Genomic DNA, 23,266 nt, shown 5'->3' with positions numbered 1-23,266 from the left:
ATGGAAGGAATGTTTCGGAAAAAAATGACTGTATGAAGTCTTATTTTTATCCAAAAGGGTAATTTTTTGACCGGGAAAAGAATGAAAAGGCCTGTGCTTTCATCGGAAGGCACAGGCCGGAAGGGGAAGAACGTTGTCGTCGGCACTATATCAAATGGTGTTGGAGGCAGAGTTGGCAGAAACTTCTGAAATTTTTTGTTCCGCTTTTTTTTAACAGGTTACGCCGGACTTTCTTGACAGCGTCAACTCCCCGGCATATTTCTTCAGCTGTTTCTTGGAGGGACATGCCTTTTAAGCCGCAGAAGATGACTTGTTTTTCTATTTCGCTCAAGGTGATGAAAGTAAATTCCGACCATGCTTTTTCTTTCAGGGAATAGAAAAATGCAGAGGGGATACCTTGGTGTTTGCGAAGGAACACTCTTCCTGTTTCATTACATGCTGCAGGGGTCATTACACAAAGGGCCAACCATAATTTACCATGGCAGAGCTTTAATGGAGCGATTCTTTGGTTGACCAGGATTTTGAAGCTTTCTTTCTTCAAATGGAAGTTGTAATAGAGGGAATACTCCATTTTGTCTTGTTCCGGCAGTTGGTTGAAACGCTCAAATCCCGCACGTGTGATTTCAAATAACATGGGGGCTTCGTTTTTGGGGATACACTTGAGGTAAAAGTCAAATCCCATACGCCGGACTTCTTGTGGTGTGTATCCGCATAAAAAGCAATGGTTTTCGAACACATGGTAAAATTCCATTTTATAGAAATCAATAATGTAGTAACTTCCCGGTGAAATATATGTATTGGCTCTGACGCCAGTTGTCAAATCTTCCAATTGGGTGTATTGGTCTTCACTGATTTCCTCGGTGATGGCAAAACTATTAAGAAGGGTTTTATAATTATCCATGATGATAAATGATTAGGTTAATAAATTTACTTCGCAAAAGTAATGTGTTTAATGTGGAAAAACAAATTTTGTTGCTTTTATTTGCCTGTCATAAAACGATAAACGGAGGGGGAAGAGTTCTTCTGTTCAGGACGGTGTGTTGGTCTCCAACCGTGCTTCCGTTACATTGAGGATACAGTCGGAGAGTTGTTCGCATTCGTTGATGACATCCATATACATTGCCCCGGTCTGATAATTATACACACCGTTGTTTACGTCTGTAAAATTCAGGTTACGCAGTTGATTGCGGAATTTATTGATTTCCCTTTCTATATAGTAGGCTGTGGAAGCCTCTCTCGGGGCTTTCCGGATGGATAAGATGGTCCGCATTTGTTCCAGTGCTTGTTCTGCCAGTTGGAACATTTGGTGAATGTGTTCCAACTGTTTCTCCGTGAGTTGTTGGGTGCTTCGGTAGTTCCTCCGGGCAGTATGGGCGATGTGATGGCAACTGTCTCCGATGCTTTCTATTTCGGCCACTTCGCGTAGCATGCCGCAGATGGCACGTTTAAGGTCGGCCGATGGCTCTTCGGTACTGATTTTGTTCAAGTAGTTGGCTATGTCTACTTCCATTTCATCGCAAATGTCTTCATAGTGTTCCACCAATGTGAAAATATTTTTAAATTCCGTTTCGTTGGATACGGAGAACAGGAAACGGGTTTGTGTGAACATTTTTGTGACGGTGTCGGCATAGTTGATGATTTCCTTACGGGCTTCCATGATGGACTGTTCCGGAGTGTCGAGTATCCCTTTGGTAATGAAACGCAACTGGCTTTCCTCTTCGTCGTTGTGTCGTGGTTTGGCCACCCAGCGGGTAGCCAGTTGTTCGAGAGGGTTGACCAAACCGATAAACAGGGCGGCGTTGCAAAGATTGAAACCGGTATGAAAGGCTGCCAAAACGTAAGCCAGATTTTTGTCGGCCGTCATGAGTTTTTGCGTCGGGTCGAAATGGATAAAGTCACATAGCAAATTGACGAAGTAAGGAAAGGCCAAAAACATCCAGGTTACGCCACTCAGATTGAAAACCAGTTGTCCGAGAGCCGTACGGCGGGCAGGCGTTCCGGCAGAAGATGCCGCACGGCAAGTGACGATGGCGCGGCCGATATTCTCACCCAGCACAAAAGCCACGCCGGAATAGATGGACCATACGCCGGTGGAACACAGGGCCATTGAAGTGGCCATGAGAACGGCCGAGGACTGTACGCCGAAAGTGACGGCGGCACCAATGAATAACAATATGGCGTATGAACCGTAATTCTCATGGGAGACGGCCAAGTAGCGGGCTATACCGTCAGGACCGGTCAGCGTCATGTCGTCTGCCATGTGGCAGAGCAGGCCAAGGCTCAGCAGGATGAAGCATAGGCCGAAGATAGAGTTTCCCAACGCATTCCATTTGCGGTAGTAGGTCATTATAAACGCCACTAATATCAAGGGATAAATGTAGTTACTGATGCTGAAATTGAATTCGGCGGCCATAATCCAGGCGATGAATGTATTGCCTACTGATGCTCCCATGAGGATAGGCAGGGCTTGGACGAGTGTGAGCATACCGGCATGTACGAAACTAACGGTCATCAGAGAAGCTGCGGTGGAAGACTGTATCATGGCTGTGACCAATGCCCCGGTGAGTAATGACGTGAAGCGGTTGGTGGTCAGTGAATCGAGAATATGTCTGAGCCGGTCTCCGGCCAGTTGCTGCAGACTCTCTCCCATGAGTCTTGTACCGTACATCAGCAGGCCAAGGCAACCTAAAAGTTTTAAAAATGCTAAAACCACCATAAACAGTCGAAATATAAGTGAATGATAGTATGTTTTCTCCGTCCCATTGCCTATTTTTAAGGTGTTTATTCAAATCCCCGAAAAGCTTTATGGTACAAGAAATCAAAATACGTTGCAAAAATAATAAAAAAACTCTTCAACTCCCTATCGGAAGTACACTTTGGGATGCTTATCATGCGTTAAATCTGCAAATGCCTTACGGACCGGTCAGTGCGAAGGTCAATAATAAGGTGGAAGGACTTCATTATCGTTTTTATAATGATAAAGATGTGGAGTTCCTTGATGTCACTTCATCTTCAGGGATGCGTACTTATACCCGCTCGCTTTTTTTCGTGTTGGTAAAAGCAGTGAAAGATTTATTTCCCGGGTGTGTGTTGCGCATCGAGACGCCGGTATCGAGAGGGTACTATTGCGACTTGCGTATAGGGCGGCCGATAGAAGAGGATGACGTGACGGCCATTTGGCGCCGGATGCGTGAAATTGTAGATGCCGATATACCTTTCCATCGTATACAAAGTCCTACGGAGGACGCGATAGAAATGTTCCGTCGTCAGGGAATGACGAGTAAGGTGAGGTTGTTGGAGAGTTACGGTGCTATCTACACGCATTATTACCAGTTGGACCAGACGGTGGATTATTTTTACGGTTCGCTGCTGACATCGACGGGAGGGTTGAAAGTGTTTGACGTAATGAAATATTACGATGGCCTGTTGTTGCGTATTCCCTCCAGGAAGAATCCCGAAGAACTGGAGGAGATGGTACATCAGGAGAAAATGCTTGAAATCTTTCGGGAACATCATCGTTGGCAGGAAATTGTCGGACTGGGTACTGTAGGTGACTTTAACAAAGCTTGTCAAGAGGGTCGGACTACGGAGTTGATCAACGTAGCCGAGGCATTACAGGAAAAGAAGATCGTACGTATTGCCGATGAAATACAGTCGAGGCGGAATCTGAAACTGGTATTGATAGCCGGCCCGTCGTCGAGTGGGAAGACGACATTCAGCAAACGCTTGTCCATTCAGTTGATGGCTAACGGGATAAAACCTTATCCCATATCGTTGGATGATTACTTCTTGGATCGGGAACATACGCCACGGGACGAGCATGGAGAATATGATTTCGAGTCGCTCTATGCTTTGGATCTTCCGTTTTTCAACAGTCAACTGCAGGCTTTGTTGGCAGGTGAGGAGGTGGAACTGCCTCATTTTAATTTTCAGACAGGTCTGCGTGAGAAGAGTGGGAAGAAACTTCGGTTGGAAGACCACATGATTCTGATTCTGGAGGGTATTCACGGTTTGAATCCTGAGCTGACAGCCCAGATTGAGGAACAATACAAATATCGTATTTATGTCTCGGCCATGACGACCATCTTGTTGGATGCGCATAATTATATTCCGACTACGGACAACCGTTTGTTGCGGCGTATCATCCGCGATTACAAATATCGGGGCTATTCGGCCTTGGATACCATCCGCCGTTGGCCCAGTGTACGCGAGGGAGAAGACAAATGGATTTTCCCTTATCAGGAGGAGGCCGATGCCATGTTCAACAGTGCTTTGTTGTTCGAATTGGCGGTCATTCGCAACCAGGCTCTGCCGATATTGGAAAGGGTGCCTGAAAATGTACCGGAGTATTCCGAGGCTTATCGTTTGCGTAAGTTCCTGCGCTATTTCGTGCCTATGGCAGACGATGAAATTCCACCGACTTCCCTGCTGCGTGAGTTTGTGGGGGGAAGCTCTTTCCATTATTAAGGATAGTTCATGCGGCTTCCCTCCCCCCAAGAGTTTTACGAAATTGCCTTTCATCCTTCAGGGATTGATATAATAGGTTTATAATAAGATGGTTATAGGCTGAACTTTCATCCGGACATCTTTCAGCCATGTTTCAGCCCTACTTCGTAGAGAGGCGGACATTGCCTTGGGCATGACGCTATTTTTTTCTGCGCCAAACGAAAAATCATTCTCAGCCGAACGATTTTTCGTTTGGCGCAGAATGATTTGGCCTCTTCTGCATGACAGCAGGCTGAAAGATGCACACCTAATCCTTCAGCCCGTCAATAGGCTTTCAGACAATGGGTTACGGGTCGAACTGAAAGATGAAGGGGCTTTTTAGAAATTTATAGGGGGATCCATTAATCCTTTCAAGCTCATCTTGAAAGCGTTCCCATGCCATCAAGTCCTCGTGCCAGTTTTCAGATTCTTCCCAATCGTCCATAATCCTTTTTTATTCTATAATTTGCCAATATCCTTGCTTCCTGCCTCCTATACGTTTCAGTAAGCCAAGCTCTTGAAGGCGGGAAAGATTGTGTATAACACCTCCCATTGTCACACCTGGAATCTTCTCACATAATTCTTTTCGTGTGGCATTGGGGTGTTCATTCAGATAGACCAATATGGCTTGTTGTTGCTCCGTTAGCTTTTGTATGGTCTTTTGTATGGTCTTTTGTATGGTCTTTTGGGTAGTTTTCTGGTCGCTTTGGATCGTAGCCCTTTCCGGGTACTCAAACTTAAAGGTTGTCCATATACCCGAAGCATCATAACGAAATTCCGGTGTGGAGAATCCATCTTTCTTACAAGCAGTGATAATGCGCTCGATGCCGCGTCCCCATGCCTCAATCTCACCAGCACGAAAAAACGTATTGGCTATATCAGGGTTATAAGGCATACTCCGATGTGAGGACAATAAGGTTTCCACCGTCCATCCTTCGGGCAGTACCCCACCGTTGATTATCTCCAACTTGTTTTCATACACGCGGATTTGAATAGGAGAAGGTTCTGCGTAGTCTTTGTTGATGCAGGCATTCAATAATGCTTCACGGAGTGCCTCATGGGGCATAGGCAATGTTTCTATCCGTTGGATGCCTTCGTAGGTAATGATGGCTTTCATGTACTTGGTACACAGCAAGTCCATCAGTTTCATGATTTGCTGGAACAGATTGCCGTGCACTTCGTCCTGATATACCAAATCCATACCTTCGCGGAAGAAGCCAACCTTTACAAACGCTCCGGTCACATACTTTTCCGGGTCGGGATGGAATAGTAAGGCAGCAGCACGTTTCAAGTAACTGCCTTCATAAAGTCGGAGCTTCTCCAACAGTCCATGATTATCGTCCATTAAGTCCGCTTCCTCCATGCGTCCGCTCCGTTTGGCATACTTGCGGAACAAATCAAACGTAGCGTTATCCAAGTCCTCCGCTTTCAGATAAGGCACAGGTACACCATCCCAAGTCTTGCCCTGCTTGCGAAGCATGAAGCGGTCGAGTGCCTTTGAATTCTATGTTTTGGGATTCGGTTGACATCATATTTTATCTAAATGTAAAATGTCTTTATATATTATATTTGCTAAAAAATCAGTTCTTTTTTGAGGCAAAAATTCTTTGTCTCCGTAACGATTTGCCAATTCTCTAGCCATTTTATAATTAGAATCCCTATAGAAGTTCAGTTTCTCTCGGAAAGGCTTGTCTTTACAATTTTGATTAATTCTATTTTCTAACAAGATAATATTACCGATTAAGGCGTTTTCATTATCTTGTGAATCAGGAAGAATATGCTCAAGAGAAGATTCCTCAAAATTAATTCTACCTGACAAATGTTCTTCTATCAACTCTAATACGATTCTGACCCTATCTTTATTCTTTTGAGATTTATAAAAGTCATTGTGATTCGACCAGCCTAATGTCTTTAATCTTTCAGTAAATGTTTTTAATGACGGGATTTTCTTTTTTATACCGTTTATAAAGTTTTCTAATTCTTGTTCGCTAAAATTATTCTCTAAAATTGGAGCATACTTATATACCACATCTTCCAGTTTGTTTGATTTTTCTTCACCTATAATATTGTAACACACAAAAAATGAGTACAAGAAATGCAATGCATCTTCATATTTCTCAGATGATAATTGGTTGTTTTCTTTCTTATCCATTAGACTTAATAAAATAGGTCTAAATTGTTCTGCACGTTTTTCTTTAAAGAAAGAAAATACTTTGTATTCAACTTCAGAACAATTTTTATTTTCACCTGATTTCTGGGGTGAAATAATAGTATGATAATAACGGGACTTTAACATGATATCTTTCATTAGAGCACCCACTTTATCTTTAGGATAAGTTCTCTGGAGAATTCGAAAAATTTGTTCTTTATTTGTTACTTGTATCTTATGCGCTGTATAATGTTTAAAGAAGCGATTAATAGATCCACCTAATAACCCCTCTAATATCTCCCATTTTTTTTTGACTTCATCAACCGCATTTTGTGGTAAAATATATCTCATGATATAATTTTTCAAAAGTTCATGATCAGCCAAAGCTTGTCCCCGGGCATTAAGGATTTCAAATATAGTATAAGAGTCCTCTTCTGTATCTGCAATAATTTCCACACAATTTGTATCTATGAGAGCATCTCGCATTGCTATTAAGTAAGCACTTGGTTCTATTTCTTTATTACTCATTTCTTTTAGCTCATCGTAAAAGAAAAGAATGGCTTTAGCTATATTATCTTCCTTTTTTCTGTCTATGCTTGACAATTTTATGAGTTCATTTATATTTCTATTCTCATCATAATTAGTAACTTTGAATACAAAATCCTTGATAAACAAATGTTCCTCTGAGTGTAATATGCAATATGCCTCATTTTTTCTATCTTTAGAAATTAAATATGGTATTGTTCCTTTAAAATCCTTCTCCATTTCTTTATCTTAGAACAATTTCATTATTGCAGATAGAAATAACATAATGGTGATGGTTCGTTGTTGCCCATCAATTATAGTATACCTATCCAATCCGTTTATAGATTCCTCTCTTTTTAACACAATACTACCAATAAAGTGTCTTTTATCATCCTTATTTTTTTACAATAAAGTTAATATCAGAAAGTAAATCTTGCCAATTATCTTTCTTCCAAACATAATGTCTTTGATTCCGAGGAATCTCTAGTATGCAATCATTTAATAGCTTACTAATGGGTCTTTGTTCTGCTGAAAAAGCCATATATTTTTTATTTAAACTTCAACTTCGGTAATCTTTTCACGATCTTCACCGTCTGTACCGATACATTTATGACCCGGAGCAGAAGGTTGAAGATGTATTTCTCATCGTTATGCTCGCGTGCCCAGTCGTTAGGGTCGTTGGTGATGCCGCTTTTCTTGTCGGTAGTTATGGAATAGCGTTCCATTATCCACTCGATAGCAGACTTTCCGTTTACCACATATTCGTAGGCTTCGGCGGGAATGCCGGTAATGGTAATGGCATGGTTATAATGGATGACGCTCTTGTCGGATGTCTTACTATCAATTTTGCCGAAACGTATTTTCTCTACGTGATAGTTCATTTTGTCTCCTTTGTTTGTCAGCGGTGCGAATTGGACAATACATTTTCGATAAGGTTCTATCGTTTCATAATTCAGATGCAGGTTGGCAAGCTCACGTCCGGCTTTGCAGAATGTCCAGAAGTCATCCGCTTTCTCCACCAAAGGCAGGCGTGGCAAGGACTTTTTCAAGTCTGTGGCAAAAGAGGTACGATAGTCGGGGGAATGGAGCAGTCCATAGACGTAATAGAAGATGTCCTCTTTCGTTACTTTGTAGCCATATTGCTTACGGGTTGTATTTAATATCCAATCGGTTACTCCGTCTTTACGCACATATCTGTCCATCGGCCTTTCCGTTTCTTGATTAAACAAGTTGGCAATATCAGTGTCGTTGCTGTCATACCAATAAAGAGGGAAACATTGAGTATCACCTATATAATGTAAGTCTGGAATGCAATCTGTTAGAGATACAGATAATCCATTATTGGCACTGACACATGACACACAAATCACAAGGTTCTTGTGGTTGGGAGTGGGGAATAGTTTAGATGAAAGACCTATACGTTCAATAAAGGGTTTATCAAAATATAACGCAATTATATACTTTATTGTACCAACGGTTTTGTATAATAGAAGTTTTACCTTTAATAATATATGGAATAGCAGATAGCCATTACATAAAAACAAAAAAAAAATGCGGAGAAGTTTTTCCCTTTTCCGCATTTTACAGTTTTTTATTGACAAACTATTTCTTTCTAGTTCCGAAAATAGTATTAATAACAAATCGTCCAACTTTCCTTTCCAAGCCTTGTTTAGTCATTGGTACACCTGTTTTTCTGCTTATCTTTTGTTTGGCAGCAGTAACGCCAAGTGCTCTTTTAAGTGAAAAACTTAATCCGGGTATCTTCATAATATCTGTAAAATTAAATAACATACAACAGCTACCAATCCCCAAAACAGAACATAAATAATGTTTCTGCATAAATAAAGAATAAGGGCTATTAACCCCCACTTTCCATCTCCCATAATTCTATTCTTTTAAAAATTCCAAAAATCCAAGTTCATAAAGAATGTAAAATAGAAGCGATAAAGCTAAAATACCTATAACAATATAAATCCGTAATTTAATATGAAACTTCCTTTTATCTTCCCATTTCTGTTGTAGTTCTTCAAAATAAGGAATGGTTTTGTTAGTTGGTTCTATAGATTTCAACAGTAATACGCCATTCGCAAATTTTTCTCTGGCTTCTGAAAATCTATGTTCATTGCCAATAAAATCAAAAGCACTTATTTCACCATTAATTACATTACTAAAATTAAGTAATGTTTGAGTAAGTTCATCAGGGTCTTTACTGAATGTAACTCTATTTATTATTTTGAATTCTTTTTGTGATTGCTCTGAACCTTTATTGCTTTCTTCAATATTTTTGATAGTTCCTGTTATTCTATTCCAAAAAGATAAATTATCCAACGCATCCTTATCATCTACACCAGTTAATAGTATGTTACGAATTTGTGGTTCTAATTTTTTCAATCGCTCCCGCCAATTCTTTATCTTATCTTCATAATATGAAGATATAGTTGATGCTTTCGATGAATCTAAAGTAGCAAGCGTCATCATGTCATTTTCAAGTTCAGCTATATTCTTTAACACTTTACTTTTATATACTTCTATACTAATTCTATCAAATCCAACTTTCTTGTTTCTTTTGTTTTCACTGAGTAAAGTTTCTATAATAGAGAAATTTTCTTCAACTTGATTGGCGTCATAAGACAAAGCGTTAATTTTACTTCTTATAGCAGCGTCTTGTTCTCTTAATCTTTTTTCTCTTTCTTGTTGGGCTCTTTTACCTGTTATTTCAGTCATTTTATTTAAAGTTTGGCATTACACATTAAGTTGATAAGTATTTGAGACACGTTCCCAGACACATTTATTCTCTTTAATTGATTTCTCTTTATTGAGATTGAACACACCCACGAAGCGATAAAAACAAAATCCCAAATCATCCTTGTAACGCAAGAATGTAATTCTTGTTTCTTCGGGTGCTGAAAGCCATTGCTTTAGGTGTGCCGTTCGTTTATTCTCTGCTTTCGGATATTCATATATGAACATTCCATCCTCCGAAAGTTCGTTGCACCAAAGACGGTGTTCCGTATTCGGCCACCAAATTATTTCGTTTTTCTTGTTTGGAACAGCTGCGCCCGAAGCACGTAAGAAACCACGATGCTTAGGTTTAGTTCCAAATGTTTCCGCAACATCATCTGTAGTACGCAAGCATTCGTTATCATCAACTTTCAGATAACCTTTGTTCCGATGATATTCCACCGATAATGTACTTACATCATCCCACGGTTGGAAGTTATCACCCATTTCCTGAATGCATTGTTTTATCAACGAAACAACATCTGTAATCTGGTGGTGAATTTCTTGAATGTTGTTATCACAATCAATGATGATGGGTTTGGAATTGGTAATGTTTAGAATTTCCTCATTACGGATTTTGTCTATTTCCGTGTTATTCTTATGGAAAGGCTCGTTGATTTCAATAAAGATATTGAGTTGTGGCAGATACAAGTCTGCGAGTGCGTACTTGTCTTGTGTTCTTCTGATGTATTGTTGGACGACAAATTTCACACGGTCATCATCCAACTGATGCCATATTCTACTTATGACATAGGATTCTGTCTTTTTCTTGCTTATCTTGGCAAAAAGACGTTCCATGTAGTCTAATTTATAATCCATATCCTTGAACTTTGAGTTTGTACCATATTTCACTTTTTAGCAAAAAGAAAAGGACACAGCCTAAACTTTTCACTCATTTTCTTAGCTGGGTTCTGGTAAAACCTCGAAGTTCAAATAAGGAAAAGCAGTCTGCGCCCTTTGCAGGGTACAAACTGACCTTTCGACTTATTACTTGGAACTTCACGAAATTTACCAGATTTAGCTAAGCCAAATAACTTGTCTACAAGTTGCTTGTAATATGCCTTTAAATTCTTATGTCTGTTTCTTTAAAATCTCCTTTTACTTTTGTTCGATTACAAAGTAACGGATATTTTTTGAGATAAACAAAAGATTTTCAAGACATATCGCAGACCGCCATCCAAATTTATAGATAATTCTATGTTATAAGCATAAAAAGTCCAACCACGTTACTGTGATTGGATTTTCATTTTTAGTTTAATAGTTATATACCCATTCCGGTTTCTCCAAAAGTTCTCCGTAGTACAACCGTTCCGTGAAACTCCTCAAGAAATCATTGAATCTGTCAGAATCCGTTTGCTTGCGTGTGTTATATCGAAAAACAAACTCCTTGCAATATTTCTGTAAATGTTTCTTGCTCGCAAGGTGGTAGATACCTTTTACACCACGTTTGATATGACTCCAAAATCCCTCTATCGAATTGGTATGATAACCGTCCACAACGTAAATATGTTTCTTATGAGGAATAGTCTTGTGTTCATATTCCTTGTATAACGGATTATAGACGTTCAATTCATCTGTAATCACAGTTGAGCCTTTACGGACAAGTTTATCAATAATCGGGAATAACGTTTCTTGTTTAACATTCGGTACTACTTTCGCATATACAAGTCCGTCCGAAATCATACCGAATATTGGTGTTTTCTCTTTTAATGAACGACCTTGCAATCCTTTTCCGTGATGACGAGTTTTACCGCCCATATAAGTTTCGTCCATTTGCGTCATATCATCAAAGTTTGCGTCATCGTCTTTCACATTATGGCGAATACGATGCAGCATAAACCATGCGGTTTTCTGTGTAACTTGAATATCACGAGCCAACTGACAACTGCTTATTCCTTTCTTGTGCGACAAGAACAGATAGATTGCATAAAACCATTTCTTCAACGGAAGATTTGAGCCTTCAAACATGGTTCCTTGTCTCACAGTAAACCGACAACGACAATCCTTGCACTTATAAAGACCTTCAAATTTTCCATCTTTGGTCAGTTTATAGTGATGTTCGGATATTGAGCCACAATGCGGACAAATAGGCTTTCCATTCCAACGCATATTCTCCAGATATACCCTGCAATCCTCTTCGGTATGCAGCGTATCCATCATTTGGAGTAGTGAGTGGAATGTTGCCATATAATTCGTTGTTTGATTTTTGGAATTAAAGCCAACTTGTTGGCTTATATATTCACTACCGATTGTTAATCGGTATAGTGAATTATACCCACAACATCACGGAAATTTCATTTAAAATGTTAAAAAATCATCTTTGGATGAAATTTTCTCTTGATATGTTTCAATACATATTTTATCAAACAATTAGGCGATATGAAATCATTTGTATTACAGCAGATTGGTACAACTACTTCCAACAAGATAGGAAACTCCGAACTTCGTGATGTACTCCATGAGTATTATGGCAACAACGAAATTTCCTATACTGCGGATGTTGACAGTGAGATATGGAGTGAAGTTTTGGCATATCTCAACAAGGATTGCAAACTGATTAAGGATATAGAATTACAATCGGGGCTTGTAACTATCTACGAAACGGATGTAGTGAATGAGTTTCTTGTAAGATTTGAGTTTGACAATGGTAGAAAGAACTTCTTGTTTTGGAGAAACCGCTCATTATGCTAAATATTCACAAAACCATCCCAATTAAACATTACAATCATTCATAAAACACAATAAATTATGTATTTTTGCAGCAAAAAAGTCATGTTAAATACATTTAAGAATTATCTATTAATAAATAATATAACCATTCAAAATGAAGATGAAACTACTATATCTTTCAAAAAAGATGATTTATATTATTTGTTTGTAATTTATAAAGATGATCCGTTTTATTTCCGCATTATGCTACCAAATCTTTTACAAGTTACAGATAATAAAGATAAAATAATACAATTAGTAAACGATATAAACTTAAAGTTTAAAGTAGCCAAAGTTTTTATTGTTGATGACAAGAATGTTTGGATTTCGGTAGAACAATTTGCATATACAATGGACAAAATTGATGATTTATTTAATAGAATTTTTATATTATATGCAAGTATTTTGGAAGAAATTAAAGTAAAAATCAAAGATTTGTAATATGGGAACAAAATCTCCTCATTTTTGGTGGATTATCTCAATAATGGGAATCGTTATAATCGCATTGTTATCATTTATACTAGCAGAAAGAATTTGTAATGCAACTAAAATCATGGAGTTTATATCATATTCGTCTGCAATATTATCAATAACTCTTTCGATATTTGCTATACAATACACATATACTTCTAATATTCAAATACAACAACAATTTGAAAAAATAAATAATGTTGCAGAAAATATTAAAGACACTGCTGATAAATTAAATATTACAAGTAAGCAATTAGATGACAATCTAGAAACAATATTAGAAAGGCTTAAAAATATAGACCAATCACAAAAAGAAATGTATTCTCAATTAAGTAATATGAATACAGCTATACCTGAACATAATAATACACCTCAAAATTATTTACCTAGAAACTAAACCTCATTTTTTGTACAATAAAGTATATAGTTGCGAAATATAATCTTTGTTTGAAAAATGGGCGATATGCGCTATCTCTTAAGTCTGAAACATAATTATGTTCTATGTTTCTTTCAATATCTTTTTTGAGATTGACAGTCCAACTTATCTTAGAATCATCTGTATTGATAAAACTTTCCACGAACAATTTCTTATCAACCTTTATCGCATCGTTATATGCTTCCCTCTGTCGATTATAAAAGTCAATCATAGACCGCATATTCTGTTCAAGTCTTTGCCGAGAAGAATTATAAACCCACGCATCTCTATTGGTAGCTACACCAATAGCATACGTGTCAAAGAAACTTTTCTGCCCCTTCGCAAACTTCTTTTCAGGCTCAATAGGGATAAACAGCTTGAACATCTCGTTGCGGGGGGAAATCCAATCTCCATGCTTATTCGGTTCAACCAATTTCCACATCATCGTAGGGTTGCTGATGTCACCCATTTGCCTGATGATTTTCAGTTTGTCTTCCCTGCTTAAATAATCCCCAATATCGTGATAAAAGATTTGTGCTTTCTCTAAATTATTTGCTTTACGCTTTTTCACCAAAATAGTGATAGCAATTGGAGTGCGAGAGCCTGAACCAAATATTTTTCCACCCTCTTTGCGAGACAGTTCTCCACTGGTCCGTTGATTCCCCCTTAAATTGAACACATAAATCGAAGAGAATTCCTGTTCAAAGCATTTGCGCATACCGTCCAATCCATTGGCATCCAACCAAGCACCATTAGTCACAAAACCGATAACTCCACCTTCTTTCTCATTCAAACGGTCAGAAGCCCAACGGAAAGCCTTCACATAACTATCGTATGCAGATTTGTTTAGATTAGCTTCCGATTGCGCTACATAAGTCGTTTCAATGTGTTTCTCCAATCTTGGATAAGATTGGTTCTGTGCATTGTCATTGGCAGACTTTTGTCCAATGGAATAAGGAGGATTACCCACAACAACTGTAATCGGGCATTTCTTCTGCGCCATGACACGTTTGGAGTTAGTAGGAAATTGTTCGGAATAAAGATTCTCGTCAGAATCTTTTTCTCCTAATTGGAACGTATCGGTCAAGCAAATGCCGTCAAAAGTCCGGTATTCTTCTTCGGGAACGAGCGAATGAAATACGCTCTCGATGTTAATAGAGGCTATGTAATAAGCCATTAATACGATTTCATTGGCATGGATTTCTTTGCAGTACTTCCGGGCCAATGCCTCGCGGTTTATCAGTTCACTTTGAAGCAAGCGAGTGATGAATGTGCCGGTTCCTGTGAACGGGTCAAGGATATGTACATTCTCATCAGAAAGCGAACGTCCAAATTCTTTTTGAATGATATAACCTACGGAACGGATGATGAAATCTACTACTTCCACAGGTGTATAAACAATGCCCAATTTTTCCACCGTTTTAGGCGAAGCCACCTTAAAGAACTTGTCATAAAGCTCTACAATCAGGCGTTGGCGACCTTCTGCATCGGTAATGTCACCGACCGTAGTTCGCACATAATCATAGAATTTTTGCAGGCGTTCATTTTCTTCTTCCGTCTTGGCTTCATCATCCAGCAAGGCAAGCATTTTTTGCATGGCTTTCGATACCGGATTGCTGACAGCAAACTCGTAATTACCGAAAAGAGCTTCGAATACAGGCATGGCTATCAGATGCTGCGAAAGCATTTCAATGACTTCCTGTTCAGTAAGGTTGGGATTGATATTCTTGCGCAGTCCGCGCATCAGTTGCTCAAATGCTTTCTTGTGCTTGCCTTCGTCTGCAATCAATGTTTTGATGCGCTTGATGTGTTCTTCTGCTATTTTAGCGATGTCTTTTGCCCAAAGCTCCCAATAGCGTTTGCTCCCTACCTTGGTCACCATCTTGGCATAGAACACGTTCTGTAAATCTTCGAATTGCAGTGAAAGCTGTTGTGCCATTTGCATGGCTGCGTTGGTGGCGTCTTGCCTCGTAGCATCTGCAAGGCTGCTGTCCACACTGTCGTCATCATGTGAACTACCCACACCTCCGAAAAGGATGTGTTTAGGTTTCTGTTTGGAAAGTTCTATCTTGTTGACTTCAGCATTGAAACGGTCGTCATGAGCACGCAAAGCATTGAGCACCGTCCATACCACTTTGAAATTAGGGTGTTTGCTCAAAACCTCATCACCTTCTACATTCTCTGGTATGACTACCGGAATAATGATGTAACCATATTTCTTTCCGGGACTGCGACGCATGACACGTCCCACTGACTGCACCACGTCCACTTGTGAGTTTTTAGGCGAAACGAAAACAACTGCATCGAGCGAAGGTACGTCTACACCCTCGCTCAAGCAACGGGCATTTGTCAGCATACGACATTCCTTATCGTTATCAGACTGCTCTTTTAGCCACATTAGCCGTTGGTCGCGTTCGGTAGCCGACATCGTACCGTCCACGTGACGTGCCACGACATCTACCATCATAGCCTTGTCTTCTGTACTCACGTCTTCCATATAAGCCGATTTGCAATCGGTAAAAATAGTAGCCGTTGCTTTTGAAGCCTTAATGGTGGAACAAAAAGCTACGGCACGGTGCATAGGTAGTGGGTCGGTTGTCTTGATAAGTCCTTCGTCGCCCAATACCCGTTTTGACAAAGCATTGATGCAACCCACAAATTTAGAAGCGTTATCTACGGTTATCGTGCCGTCTTCATTGGTTATCACATCACGGAGTGCAGGCGTAATATCCTTGTCGCCTACGGCAAGAATCAATACCTTATAATCAGTCAGTAATTGTTTTTCTACGGATTCACCGAAACCGATACGAAAAATCTCATCACCGTACATTGACACATCGTCCATAGAGCACAATATCGCATCATTTTCTTCTGCTTTCTTGCGTGCTTCATCTGTATAAAGACGAGGCGTGGCAGTCATATATAGTCGATGTTTTGCCTGAATGAAATCGTTGTTATGTACTTTGATAAAGGCACTTTCATTCGTCCCTTTCAATGAGACTCCGGTAGTGCGGTGGGCTTCATCGCAGATAATCAAATCGAAAATGCCATATTTGCCTTGTGTACGACTTAGTAATTCTTTCTGCGCACGTGATATGACTTCGATAGACTGGTAGGTAGAAAATACGACTGTCATACCTTCTCGTTCTTTGCGCCGGATAATTTCGAGCTGATGAATAATATAGTCTGTATTGGTTGAGGCAGGCAAAGCCAAATCGACAATACTCACTCCGTCTTCTTCATTCTTTACTTTCTGCTGAGAAACTTGCCCGTCTGAACAGATACATACGGCATGGATAGGAACACAGGCTTGTGCTGACCAAGCTCGTAAAGTCTGTCCCAACAATGCAATGGAGGGAACAAGGAAAAGCACCAAACCGTTGTTGTTTGTTTCGTTTTCTGCTATTTTAAGAGAAGTAAAAGTCTTTCCTGTTCCACAAGCCATTATCAGCTTGCCCCGTTCGTGAGTTTGGAAATATTCATGTACCCGATTGACTGCCTTTCGTTGATGCTCCATTATAGAGAAAGGTTGGGGGCGAGAAGCCTTGCCATAAAGTCCATGCTCCAGTTTTTCCCAATCCACATCATCAGCTTCAAGGTCAATCAAATTAAGGCGTGTTACAGGCGGTGTTTGATTCTTGATTGTCAGTTCGGCGGCACTGTTCCATTTGTTGGTAGTAGAAATCCACAGGCGTTGGGCAAAAGCGTGCTCTATGCCTTCCGCTTCAAAGGTCTTACTTGAAGTGGAGAGGAATGTGTCTACATCTGCTTTTGTAATATAGTTGTCATCCGCATAACATTTGCATTGTATAGCCCAAAAATCTCCGGTAAAGGTCTTCGCGACTAAATCAATACCTAAGTCTTTTCCTCCAAATTGGTCCTGACAAGGGAATTCAGTCCATAGCCAAACTTCTTCAAAAAGTCCTTCGTATAAGGCTGTAGTTTTCAGATAAGCCTGCATCAGGCGTTCAAAGCGAAAACCTTTATCTCGTTCAGACCATGCTTCTTGTCGGAACTTGTCAATTATCTTTGTAAATGTTGTCATTTCGTTTCGTTGTTAATACCGTTGTTTATCAAATCTTTTGAACTTATTCCCAATATGGCAGCTATCTTCATTAACATTTCCAATGAGGGTTGGCTCGTATTGGAACACCATCGTGAAATAGTTGCCTCGTTCTTTCCTAACTGTCCGGCAAGCCATTTTCCAGTTTTACCTTGTTCTACCAATACTATTTTTAATCTGTTTATCTTCTCTGTTCCCATATTTGGCTTATATTGCAAATGTGCGATGATTGATAGATGATATTTGCAAAGTTAGTGATTAACAATGAGAACTTAACAAGAACCTTCCATTTTTGTATTGTAATTGCGCCTATGGAGTTCGTATTAAGCGTTTTATACGTATCATTTGTTTCACTTTTTATTGTTGTTCATTTGTCTTTTTTTGCTTCAGATAGAAATCACCGAAAAAGATGCAAAAAGAAATAAAAAAAGCAGCTACTTTAACCAGTAACTGCTTGATTTGAAAGTGGTGCCACCAGGAATCGAACCGGGGACACAAGGATTTTCAGTCCTTTGCTCTACCAACTGAGCTATGGCACCGACTTGCTTTTGTTTTGCGAGTGCAAAGGTAGTGATTTAATTTGAAATGCCAAATATATTCGATATATTTTTGTGTAATGTAGGAGAAAAAAGTAAACTCTCACCTGTTTTCTGGGTCGGAGAAGATAGGTGAGAGTGTAGTTAAATGCAGACGGATTGTTTTTGATAGCAAGGAGGATTGTTGTCCAACCAGGCTGAAACAATGCGGCACATCAGCCTTTAAGTGGGTTCCAGCCTTGAGCTTTCAGTCCAAATTCCTGGCCATCCCTACTGATGAGTGCATAGCCTAAGTCGGCCTTGGTGATATGGCCTATTATTTTAATGTCTTTGATCTGGCTGACTTTTTCGTGGTCGGCAATGGGGACTGTAAATAATAATTCATAGTCTTCTCCGCCATTCAGGGCGCAGGTCGTGACATTCATGTTCAGCTCTTCTGCCATGACAGCCGTCTGGTAATCTAAGGGAATATGTTCTTCATATATCCTGCAACCGACACCGCTTTGCGTACAAATATGCAGTAATTCGGAACTGAGTCCGTCCGATATGTCAATCATGGAAGTCGGTCGGATATTAGCGGCTGACAATGCTTGCACAATGTCGCGCCGTGCCTCTGGCTTTAGCTGTCGTTCCAGTAAATACTCTTTTCCGCTAAAGTCCGGTTGGGCTTCGTATAATCCCTCTGCTGTCTTTGAGTTTTCGTTCCTGTGTGCTTCCTGCAACTGTTGGTTGAAAACGGCTTTTTCGCGTTCGAGCAACTGTAATCCCATGTAGGCTGCTCCTAAATCTCCGCTGACACAGATCAAGTCGGTTTCCTTGGCTCCGTTGCGATAAACCACTTTGTCTTTGTCTGCTTCCCCGATGCAAGTAATGCTGATGGCCAACCCCGTAAGCGAAGATGTCGTATCGCCTCCTACAATATCGACCTCATGAGCTTCGCATGCCATTTTGAGACCATCGTAGAAAGCCTCCATGTCCTCTACACAGAAACGTTTGCCTAAAGCAATGGAGACCACCATTTGACGGGGGGTACCATTCATGGCATAAATGTCCGAGAGGTTGACCATGGCAGCCTTGTATCCGAGATGTTTCATCGGGACGTATGTCAGGTCGAAATGTATGCCTTCCATCAGCAAATCGTTGGTGACGAGGACTTGTTTGCCGGCCGGATATTCCATGACGGCACAGTCGTCACCCACTCCATAGCGGGTGGAAGAGTTTTTCAGCCGGATATTTTCTGTCAGGTGTTTGATAAGCCCGAACTCTCCAAGCGTAGAGATTTCTGTCCTGTTTGTTTCTTGCATAAATTTATGGGCTTTAAGCGCGGTTTATCATCTCACGCATAATCTCGGCCATAAGGGGTTGTACAGCATCGGCAGCTTTCTGTACTTCCTCGTGGCTGACTTCCACAATCTTCCCTTCTACTCCGAGGTCGGTGATGACGCTGATACCGAAGCATTTGATTCCGCAATGATTAGCTACGACGACCTCGGGTACGGTAGACATGCCCACCGCATCGGCACCCCAAATGCGGAACATTTTATATTCAGACGGAGTTTCGAAAGTCGGGCCTTGTGTAGCGAGGTACACGCCTTGCTGTACCTTGATTCCTTTTTCTTCGGCAATGGCGAGTGCTTGTTGGATGAGTCCCTTGTTGTAGGCTTCCGACATATCCGGGAAACGGGGACCGGTCGGAAAGTTCTTGCCGCGTAGCGGGTTCTCCGGAAGTGCGTTGATTTGGTCGGTGATAATCATCAGGTCGCCAATTTCAAACTTGGGGTTGGTACCTCCTGCAGCATTGCTGACGAATAAGGTCTTGATGCCCAACTCATACATGACACGAATGGGAAAAGTGACTTCTTGCATGGTGTAGCCTTCATAGTAATGAAAGCGGCCTTCCATGGCCAAAATGTCTTTGTCACCCAGTTTTCCGAAGATAAGATTACCCGAATGCCCTTCTACCGTAGAGACTGGGAAGTTGGGGATTTCTTTGTATGAAATGCGGGTTGCATCTGTAATCTCGTTGGCCAGTTTACCTAATCCGGTACCTAAAACGATAGCCGTTGTGGGGCTTGTTGTCATCCTACTTTTTAGCCAGGATGCTGTTTCTTGAATTTTTGAATACATAACCAGTAATGTTTTCGTTAAACGATTCTTGTTGATTTTGCAGTATCTCTATTTCGACCGGCAGGGCATAGAGAGATTTTCTAACCTCTTCGCTCAGGCCGTTGAGGCCCTTCAGGCGGGTCGCATCTTTTTCTGTGGTTACAATTAGCTTCGGCGGGGACATTCGGGCGTAAGTTGCGTTGATTAGGGCTACGTCTTTGGGCGAGAAATAATGGTGGTCGCCGAAAGAAAGCGGCGTGATATCCGTTTCATAATGTTCGAGGTCCATTTTCATTTGTTCCGGCGAAGCGATGCCGGTGAGCAGCAAGACATGTTTGTGGGGCAGCAACTCGTCCAAAGGATATTCTTCCTCTCCGAACAACGGTATGAGACGGCTGTATTTCAGTGTTGAGAAGAACAGCTTCTGGTAGGGATACAACTTTAGCGCCTTACTGATGACCCGGAACCCCATGGGCTTGATGTCTTCCGGACATTTGGTCACGATTACGATATTGGCTCGGTCTTTTCCTTCTTTCGGTTCGCGCAAACGTCCTGCGGGGAGCAACTTGTCGTCGCAAATCAAGCGATGGTAATCTACTAACAGGATGTTGATACCTGGTTTTACATAACGATGTTGGAATGCGTCGTCTAACAGGATGACTTCTGTTCCCGGTGCGATTTGCTCGTCGCATAACCTTTCAATTCCCCGGCGACGGTTTTTATCCACAGCGACATAGACATCTGGAAACTTTTGTTTCATCTGATAAGGTTCGTCGCCTATGGCGGGCATAGACGTTTCGGATGTGGCTAAAATGAATCCTTTTGATTTACGTTTGTATCCCCGACTCAACACGGCCACTTTATGCTTCTTTCGTAACAGGCGGATGAGATATTCCGTATGTGGTGTTTTCCCGGTACCGCCTACGGTGATATTGCCGACCGAAATAACGGGTATGTCGTAACTTTTGGATTTCAGGATTCCCATTTCGAAAAGCTCGTTACGAATCCTTACGCCTATTCCGTAAAGCCAAGCTACCGGTAACAACCATTCGTTGATTTTGATTAAGTCTCCTTCCATGATGGTTTAGTTGATAAAGTTGGGCTCATACGGTATCCGGGCTTGCAGGACGCTCATTTGCCGGATCTGTCTCAGGTTCATTAGCGGGGCGTAATATGTTCCGAGGGTCTCTTGTAAGGCCGTGTTCAGATAGTCCTTTTTCTGTTGGTCAAACAACCCCTCGTACCAAGGGGCCGGAGTCGGTGCGTATTCCGTATGGTAATCTTTTATTTTGGCCAATGACGCCGCTTTTTTGATAGCGGTCTGGAGGTTGCCATTGGCATCGGCCAGTCCGTTCTCTACGGCCTGCTGTCCGGTCCAAACCCGTCCTTCGGCCAGTTTTTCCACTTGGCTGGTTTCCATATTCCGTCCCTCTGCTACACGTTCGGTAAACAACTTGTAACCTCGTTGTATATATCCTTGCATCATTTGAGCTTCCGAAGGATTGAACGGGCGTGCAGGCGTGCCGAAATCGGCGTGTGCATTGGTTTTTACTACATCGAAATGCAGGCCTAATTTGTCGCTGAGCAGTTGGCTTGCGTCGGGAATGAGGCCAAAAATGCCGATACTTCCGGTCAACGTAGTCGGTTCGGCCACGATATAGTTGGCGGCGCAGGAGATGTAGTAACCGCCCGAGGCTGCCATTCCACCCATGGATACGACCACGGGTTTGGCTTTACGGAGTAATTTCACTTCATGCCATATCTGTTCGGAGGCGTAAGCGCTTCCGCCTCCGGAATTTATGCGAAGTACTACCGCTTTGACCGATTCGTCTTCACGCAGGGTTCTCAGGTCGTGGCATACTGTTTCTGCGTCTATCACATTTTCGCTCCATTCTGTCTTTCGGTCTACGATGTCTCCGTATGCATAGTAGACTGCAATCTTATCACCTTTTTTCGGGGTTGTTTCGGTGGCAGCCGCCAGTTCTTTCACACTGACGAGGGGTAGGGCGCCTTTGTCCTTTCCGGTTTTTGCGCGTAACATCCGGCTTATCCCGTCGATATAGCAAAGGCTGTCTACCATGCCGTTCCGTACCAGTTCTTCTGCGGGGCGGAATGTGAGCATGCTGTCTGCGTATTCGTCCAACAAGTCCTTCTTGATGGAGCGTGAGCGGGATACGTCCGTCAGCATGGTTTGCCAGATGTCGTTCAGGTAGGACGTGACTTGTTCGCGGTTGGCGTCACTCATTTGGGTGGCTGTAAACGGTTCCACGGCCGATTTGTAGCTGCCTACTTTGAACACTTGCATCTTAATGCCTATCTTTTCCAACAGGTCTTTGTAAAAAATAGGCTGCGAAGCCATACCGCACCAGTTTACCTGCCCCTGTGGATTAAGGATGATGCTGTCGGCTATGCTGCAAATATAGTAAGCCCCTTGGGTATAGTTGTCTCCGTATGCGATGATATATTTGCCGCTTTTCTTAAAATCGGCGAGGGATTCCCTGATGTCTCGTATCATGGCGGGAGTCGCCCCCAAGAGGGTTTGTGCTTCTATATATATACCGTCTATGTTCGGATTTTCTTTAGCACCTTGGATGGCTGTCTGTATTTCTCTCAGACTGAGGGTGGGGTAAGTACTGCCGAACAGGTCTCCGAGAGGGTCGTTCGGTGCATCTTCCTGTAATTCACCGTTTAGCGTCAGGCGAAGCACGGATTGGGGTTTGATGGATGGGGCGGTACTTTCCATGGTCATCATTCCCGCAATGGACAGGATGCCTAATGTGAAGAGGGCTATGCTAGCCAGAAACAAGCCACAGAGCGTGGCCAAAGTATATTTGACGAAATCTTTCATACGTTGTATAAGTAGGTAAAACCACACAATTACGCAAATATACAATAATGTCTACGATTTACAAACGCTATACCTTATAATAATACTTAAATTGGTTCTGTTGGCGGAATGCAGCTTCGTTTGGGAGAACGCTTATGGATTTTATGGGGCTATCTACCTCCTTCCATTCTGAAAAAAA

19 protein-coding genes, 1 tRNA gene and 1 pseudogene are annotated in these 23,266 nt (G+C 41.4%); 4 read left to right on the top strand and 17 right to left on the bottom strand.

Features of this window, described 5'->3' with window-relative positions:
- Positions 1 to 145: 145 nt before the first annotated feature.
- Positions 146 to 901 (bottom strand): helix-turn-helix domain-containing protein, encoded by a 756-nt coding sequence (locus tag HMPREF9442_RS09060; protein ID WP_008627792.1) that lies wholly within the window; start codon positions 899 to 901, stop codon positions 146 to 148.
- Positions 902 to 1,027: 126 nt separating this feature from the next.
- Positions 1,028 to 2,716, bottom strand: a complete 1,689-nt coding sequence (locus HMPREF9442_RS09055; RefSeq protein WP_008627791.1) for a Na/Pi cotransporter family protein — start codon at positions 2,714 to 2,716, stop codon at positions 1,028 to 1,030.
- A gap of 89 nt (positions 2,717 to 2,805) precedes the next feature.
- Here HMPREF9442_RS09055 and HMPREF9442_RS09050 point away from each other — a divergent pair, with 89 nt between their 5' ends.
- Positions 2,806 to 4,467, top strand: coding sequence for a nucleoside kinase (locus tag HMPREF9442_RS09050; protein WP_008627790.1), 1,662 nt, complete (start codon positions 2,806 to 2,808; stop codon positions 4,465 to 4,467).
- A 472-nt stretch (positions 4,468 to 4,939) separates the two neighbouring features.
- On the opposite strand, the gene HMPREF9442_RS09045 is transcribed toward HMPREF9442_RS09050, so the two are convergent.
- The 8 genes and pseudogenes from HMPREF9442_RS09045 to HMPREF9442_RS09015 form a co-directional block, all read right to left on the bottom strand.
- Positions 4,940 to 5,965 carry an ATP-binding protein gene (locus HMPREF9442_RS09045; protein ID WP_008627786.1) on the bottom strand — a complete coding sequence of 342 codons (1,026 nt, stop codon included), beginning with the start codon at positions 5,963 to 5,965 and terminating at the stop codon, positions 4,940 to 4,942.
- Positions 5,966 to 6,013: 48 nt separating this feature from the next.
- Positions 6,014 to 7,399, bottom strand: a complete 1,386-nt coding sequence (locus HMPREF9442_RS16925; protein ID WP_008627784.1) for a DUF262 domain-containing protein — start codon at positions 7,397 to 7,399, stop codon at positions 6,014 to 6,016.
- A 9-nt stretch (positions 7,400 to 7,408) separates the two neighbouring features.
- A pseudogene (locus HMPREF9442_RS16920) lies at positions 7,409 to 7,537 on the bottom strand (GmrSD restriction endonuclease domain-containing protein); the annotation flags it as partial.
- 170 nt (positions 7,538 to 7,707) lie between these two features.
- Positions 7,708 to 8,739, bottom strand: coding sequence for a type ISP restriction/modification enzyme (locus HMPREF9442_RS16445; RefSeq protein WP_008627782.1), 1,032 nt, complete (start codon positions 8,737 to 8,739; stop codon positions 7,708 to 7,710).
- Positions 8,740 to 8,761: 22 nt separating this feature from the next.
- A complete protein-coding gene (locus HMPREF9442_RS09030; protein WP_040602885.1) occupies positions 8,762 to 8,998 on the bottom strand; it encodes a hypothetical protein in 237 nt (78 codons plus the stop codon).
- A gap of 48 nt (positions 8,999 to 9,046) precedes the next feature.
- Positions 9,047 to 9,883: a hypothetical protein gene (locus HMPREF9442_RS09025; RefSeq protein ID WP_008627777.1), complete on the bottom strand. Its 837-nt coding sequence runs from the start codon at positions 9,881 to 9,883 to the stop codon at positions 9,047 to 9,049.
- 18 nt (positions 9,884 to 9,901) lie between these two features.
- Positions 9,902 to 10,759: an AbaSI family restriction endonuclease gene (locus tag HMPREF9442_RS09020; RefSeq protein WP_040602884.1), complete on the bottom strand. Its 858-nt coding sequence runs from the start codon at positions 10,757 to 10,759 to the stop codon at positions 9,902 to 9,904.
- Positions 10,760 to 11,194: 435 nt separating this feature from the next.
- A complete protein-coding gene (locus HMPREF9442_RS09015) occupies positions 11,195 to 12,127 on the bottom strand; it encodes an IS1595 family transposase (protein WP_008627775.1) in 933 nt (310 codons plus the stop codon).
- A 192-nt stretch (positions 12,128 to 12,319) separates the two neighbouring features.
- Here HMPREF9442_RS09015 and HMPREF9442_RS09010 point away from each other — a divergent pair, with 192 nt between their 5' ends.
- The 3 genes from HMPREF9442_RS09010 to HMPREF9442_RS09000 all read left to right on the top strand — a co-directional run bounded on the left by HMPREF9442_RS09010 (position 12,320) and on the right by HMPREF9442_RS09000 (position 13,517).
- Positions 12,320 to 12,631, top strand: coding sequence for a hypothetical protein (locus HMPREF9442_RS09010; protein ID WP_008627774.1), 312 nt, complete (start codon positions 12,320 to 12,322; stop codon positions 12,629 to 12,631).
- A gap of 81 nt (positions 12,632 to 12,712) precedes the next feature.
- Positions 12,713 to 13,090 carry a hypothetical protein gene (locus tag HMPREF9442_RS09005; protein ID WP_040602882.1) on the top strand — a complete coding sequence of 126 codons (378 nt, stop codon included), beginning with the start codon at positions 12,713 to 12,715 and terminating at the stop codon, positions 13,088 to 13,090.
- Position 13,091: 1 nt separating this feature from the next.
- Complete coding sequence (locus HMPREF9442_RS09000; RefSeq protein WP_040602881.1) at positions 13,092 to 13,517, top strand: hypothetical protein; 426 nt, start codon at positions 13,092 to 13,094, stop codon at positions 13,515 to 13,517.
- Here the strand turns inward: HMPREF9442_RS09000 and HMPREF9442_RS08995 are convergent.
- The 7 genes from HMPREF9442_RS08995 to sppA all read right to left on the bottom strand — a co-directional run bounded on the left by HMPREF9442_RS08995 (position 13,507) and on the right by sppA (position 23,088).
- Complete coding sequence (locus HMPREF9442_RS08995) at positions 13,507 to 17,580, bottom strand: restriction endonuclease (protein WP_008627771.1); 4,074 nt, start codon at positions 17,578 to 17,580, stop codon at positions 13,507 to 13,509. The genes HMPREF9442_RS09000 and HMPREF9442_RS08995 overlap by 11 nt on opposite strands.
- Positions 17,577 to 17,798: a helix-turn-helix transcriptional regulator gene (locus HMPREF9442_RS08990; RefSeq protein ID WP_008627770.1), complete on the bottom strand. Its 222-nt coding sequence runs from the start codon at positions 17,796 to 17,798 to the stop codon at positions 17,577 to 17,579. The genes HMPREF9442_RS08995 and HMPREF9442_RS08990 overlap by 4 nt, the downstream gene beginning before the upstream one ends.
- 266 nt (positions 17,799 to 18,064) lie before the next feature.
- Positions 18,065 to 18,137, bottom strand: a tRNA-Phe gene (locus tag HMPREF9442_RS08985).
- Positions 18,138 to 18,349: 212 nt separating this feature from the next.
- The gene (thiL, locus tag HMPREF9442_RS08980; RefSeq protein ID WP_008627768.1) at positions 18,350 to 19,438 is read right to left on the bottom strand and encodes a thiamine-phosphate kinase; all 1,089 of its coding nucleotides are present in this window, start codon (positions 19,436 to 19,438) and stop codon (positions 18,350 to 18,352) included.
- A 13-nt stretch (positions 19,439 to 19,451) separates the two neighbouring features.
- Positions 19,452 to 20,261 (bottom strand): purine-nucleoside phosphorylase, encoded by an 810-nt coding sequence (locus HMPREF9442_RS08975; RefSeq protein ID WP_040602879.1) that lies wholly within the window; start codon positions 20,259 to 20,261, stop codon positions 19,452 to 19,454.
- Complete coding sequence (gene lpxK / locus HMPREF9442_RS08970; protein WP_008627764.1) at positions 20,218 to 21,318, bottom strand: tetraacyldisaccharide 4'-kinase; 1,101 nt, start codon at positions 21,316 to 21,318, stop codon at positions 20,218 to 20,220. The genes HMPREF9442_RS08975 and lpxK overlap by 44 nt, the downstream gene beginning before the upstream one ends.
- A gap of 6 nt (positions 21,319 to 21,324) precedes the next feature.
- The gene (gene sppA, locus HMPREF9442_RS08965; RefSeq protein WP_008627762.1) at positions 21,325 to 23,088 is read right to left on the bottom strand and encodes a signal peptide peptidase SppA; all 1,764 of its coding nucleotides are present in this window, start codon (positions 23,086 to 23,088) and stop codon (positions 21,325 to 21,327) included.
- Between the last annotated feature and the right edge of the window lie 178 nt (positions 23,089 to 23,266).

The organism is Paraprevotella xylaniphila YIT 11841 (assembly GCF_000205165.1).
In the GTDB taxonomy this organism is placed as follows: Bacteria; Bacteroidota; Bacteroidia; order Bacteroidales; family Bacteroidaceae; genus Paraprevotella; species Paraprevotella xylaniphila.
The sequence above is the reverse complement of the archived record's forward strand: the minus strand, read 5'-3'. Positions and strand labels throughout refer to the sequence as shown.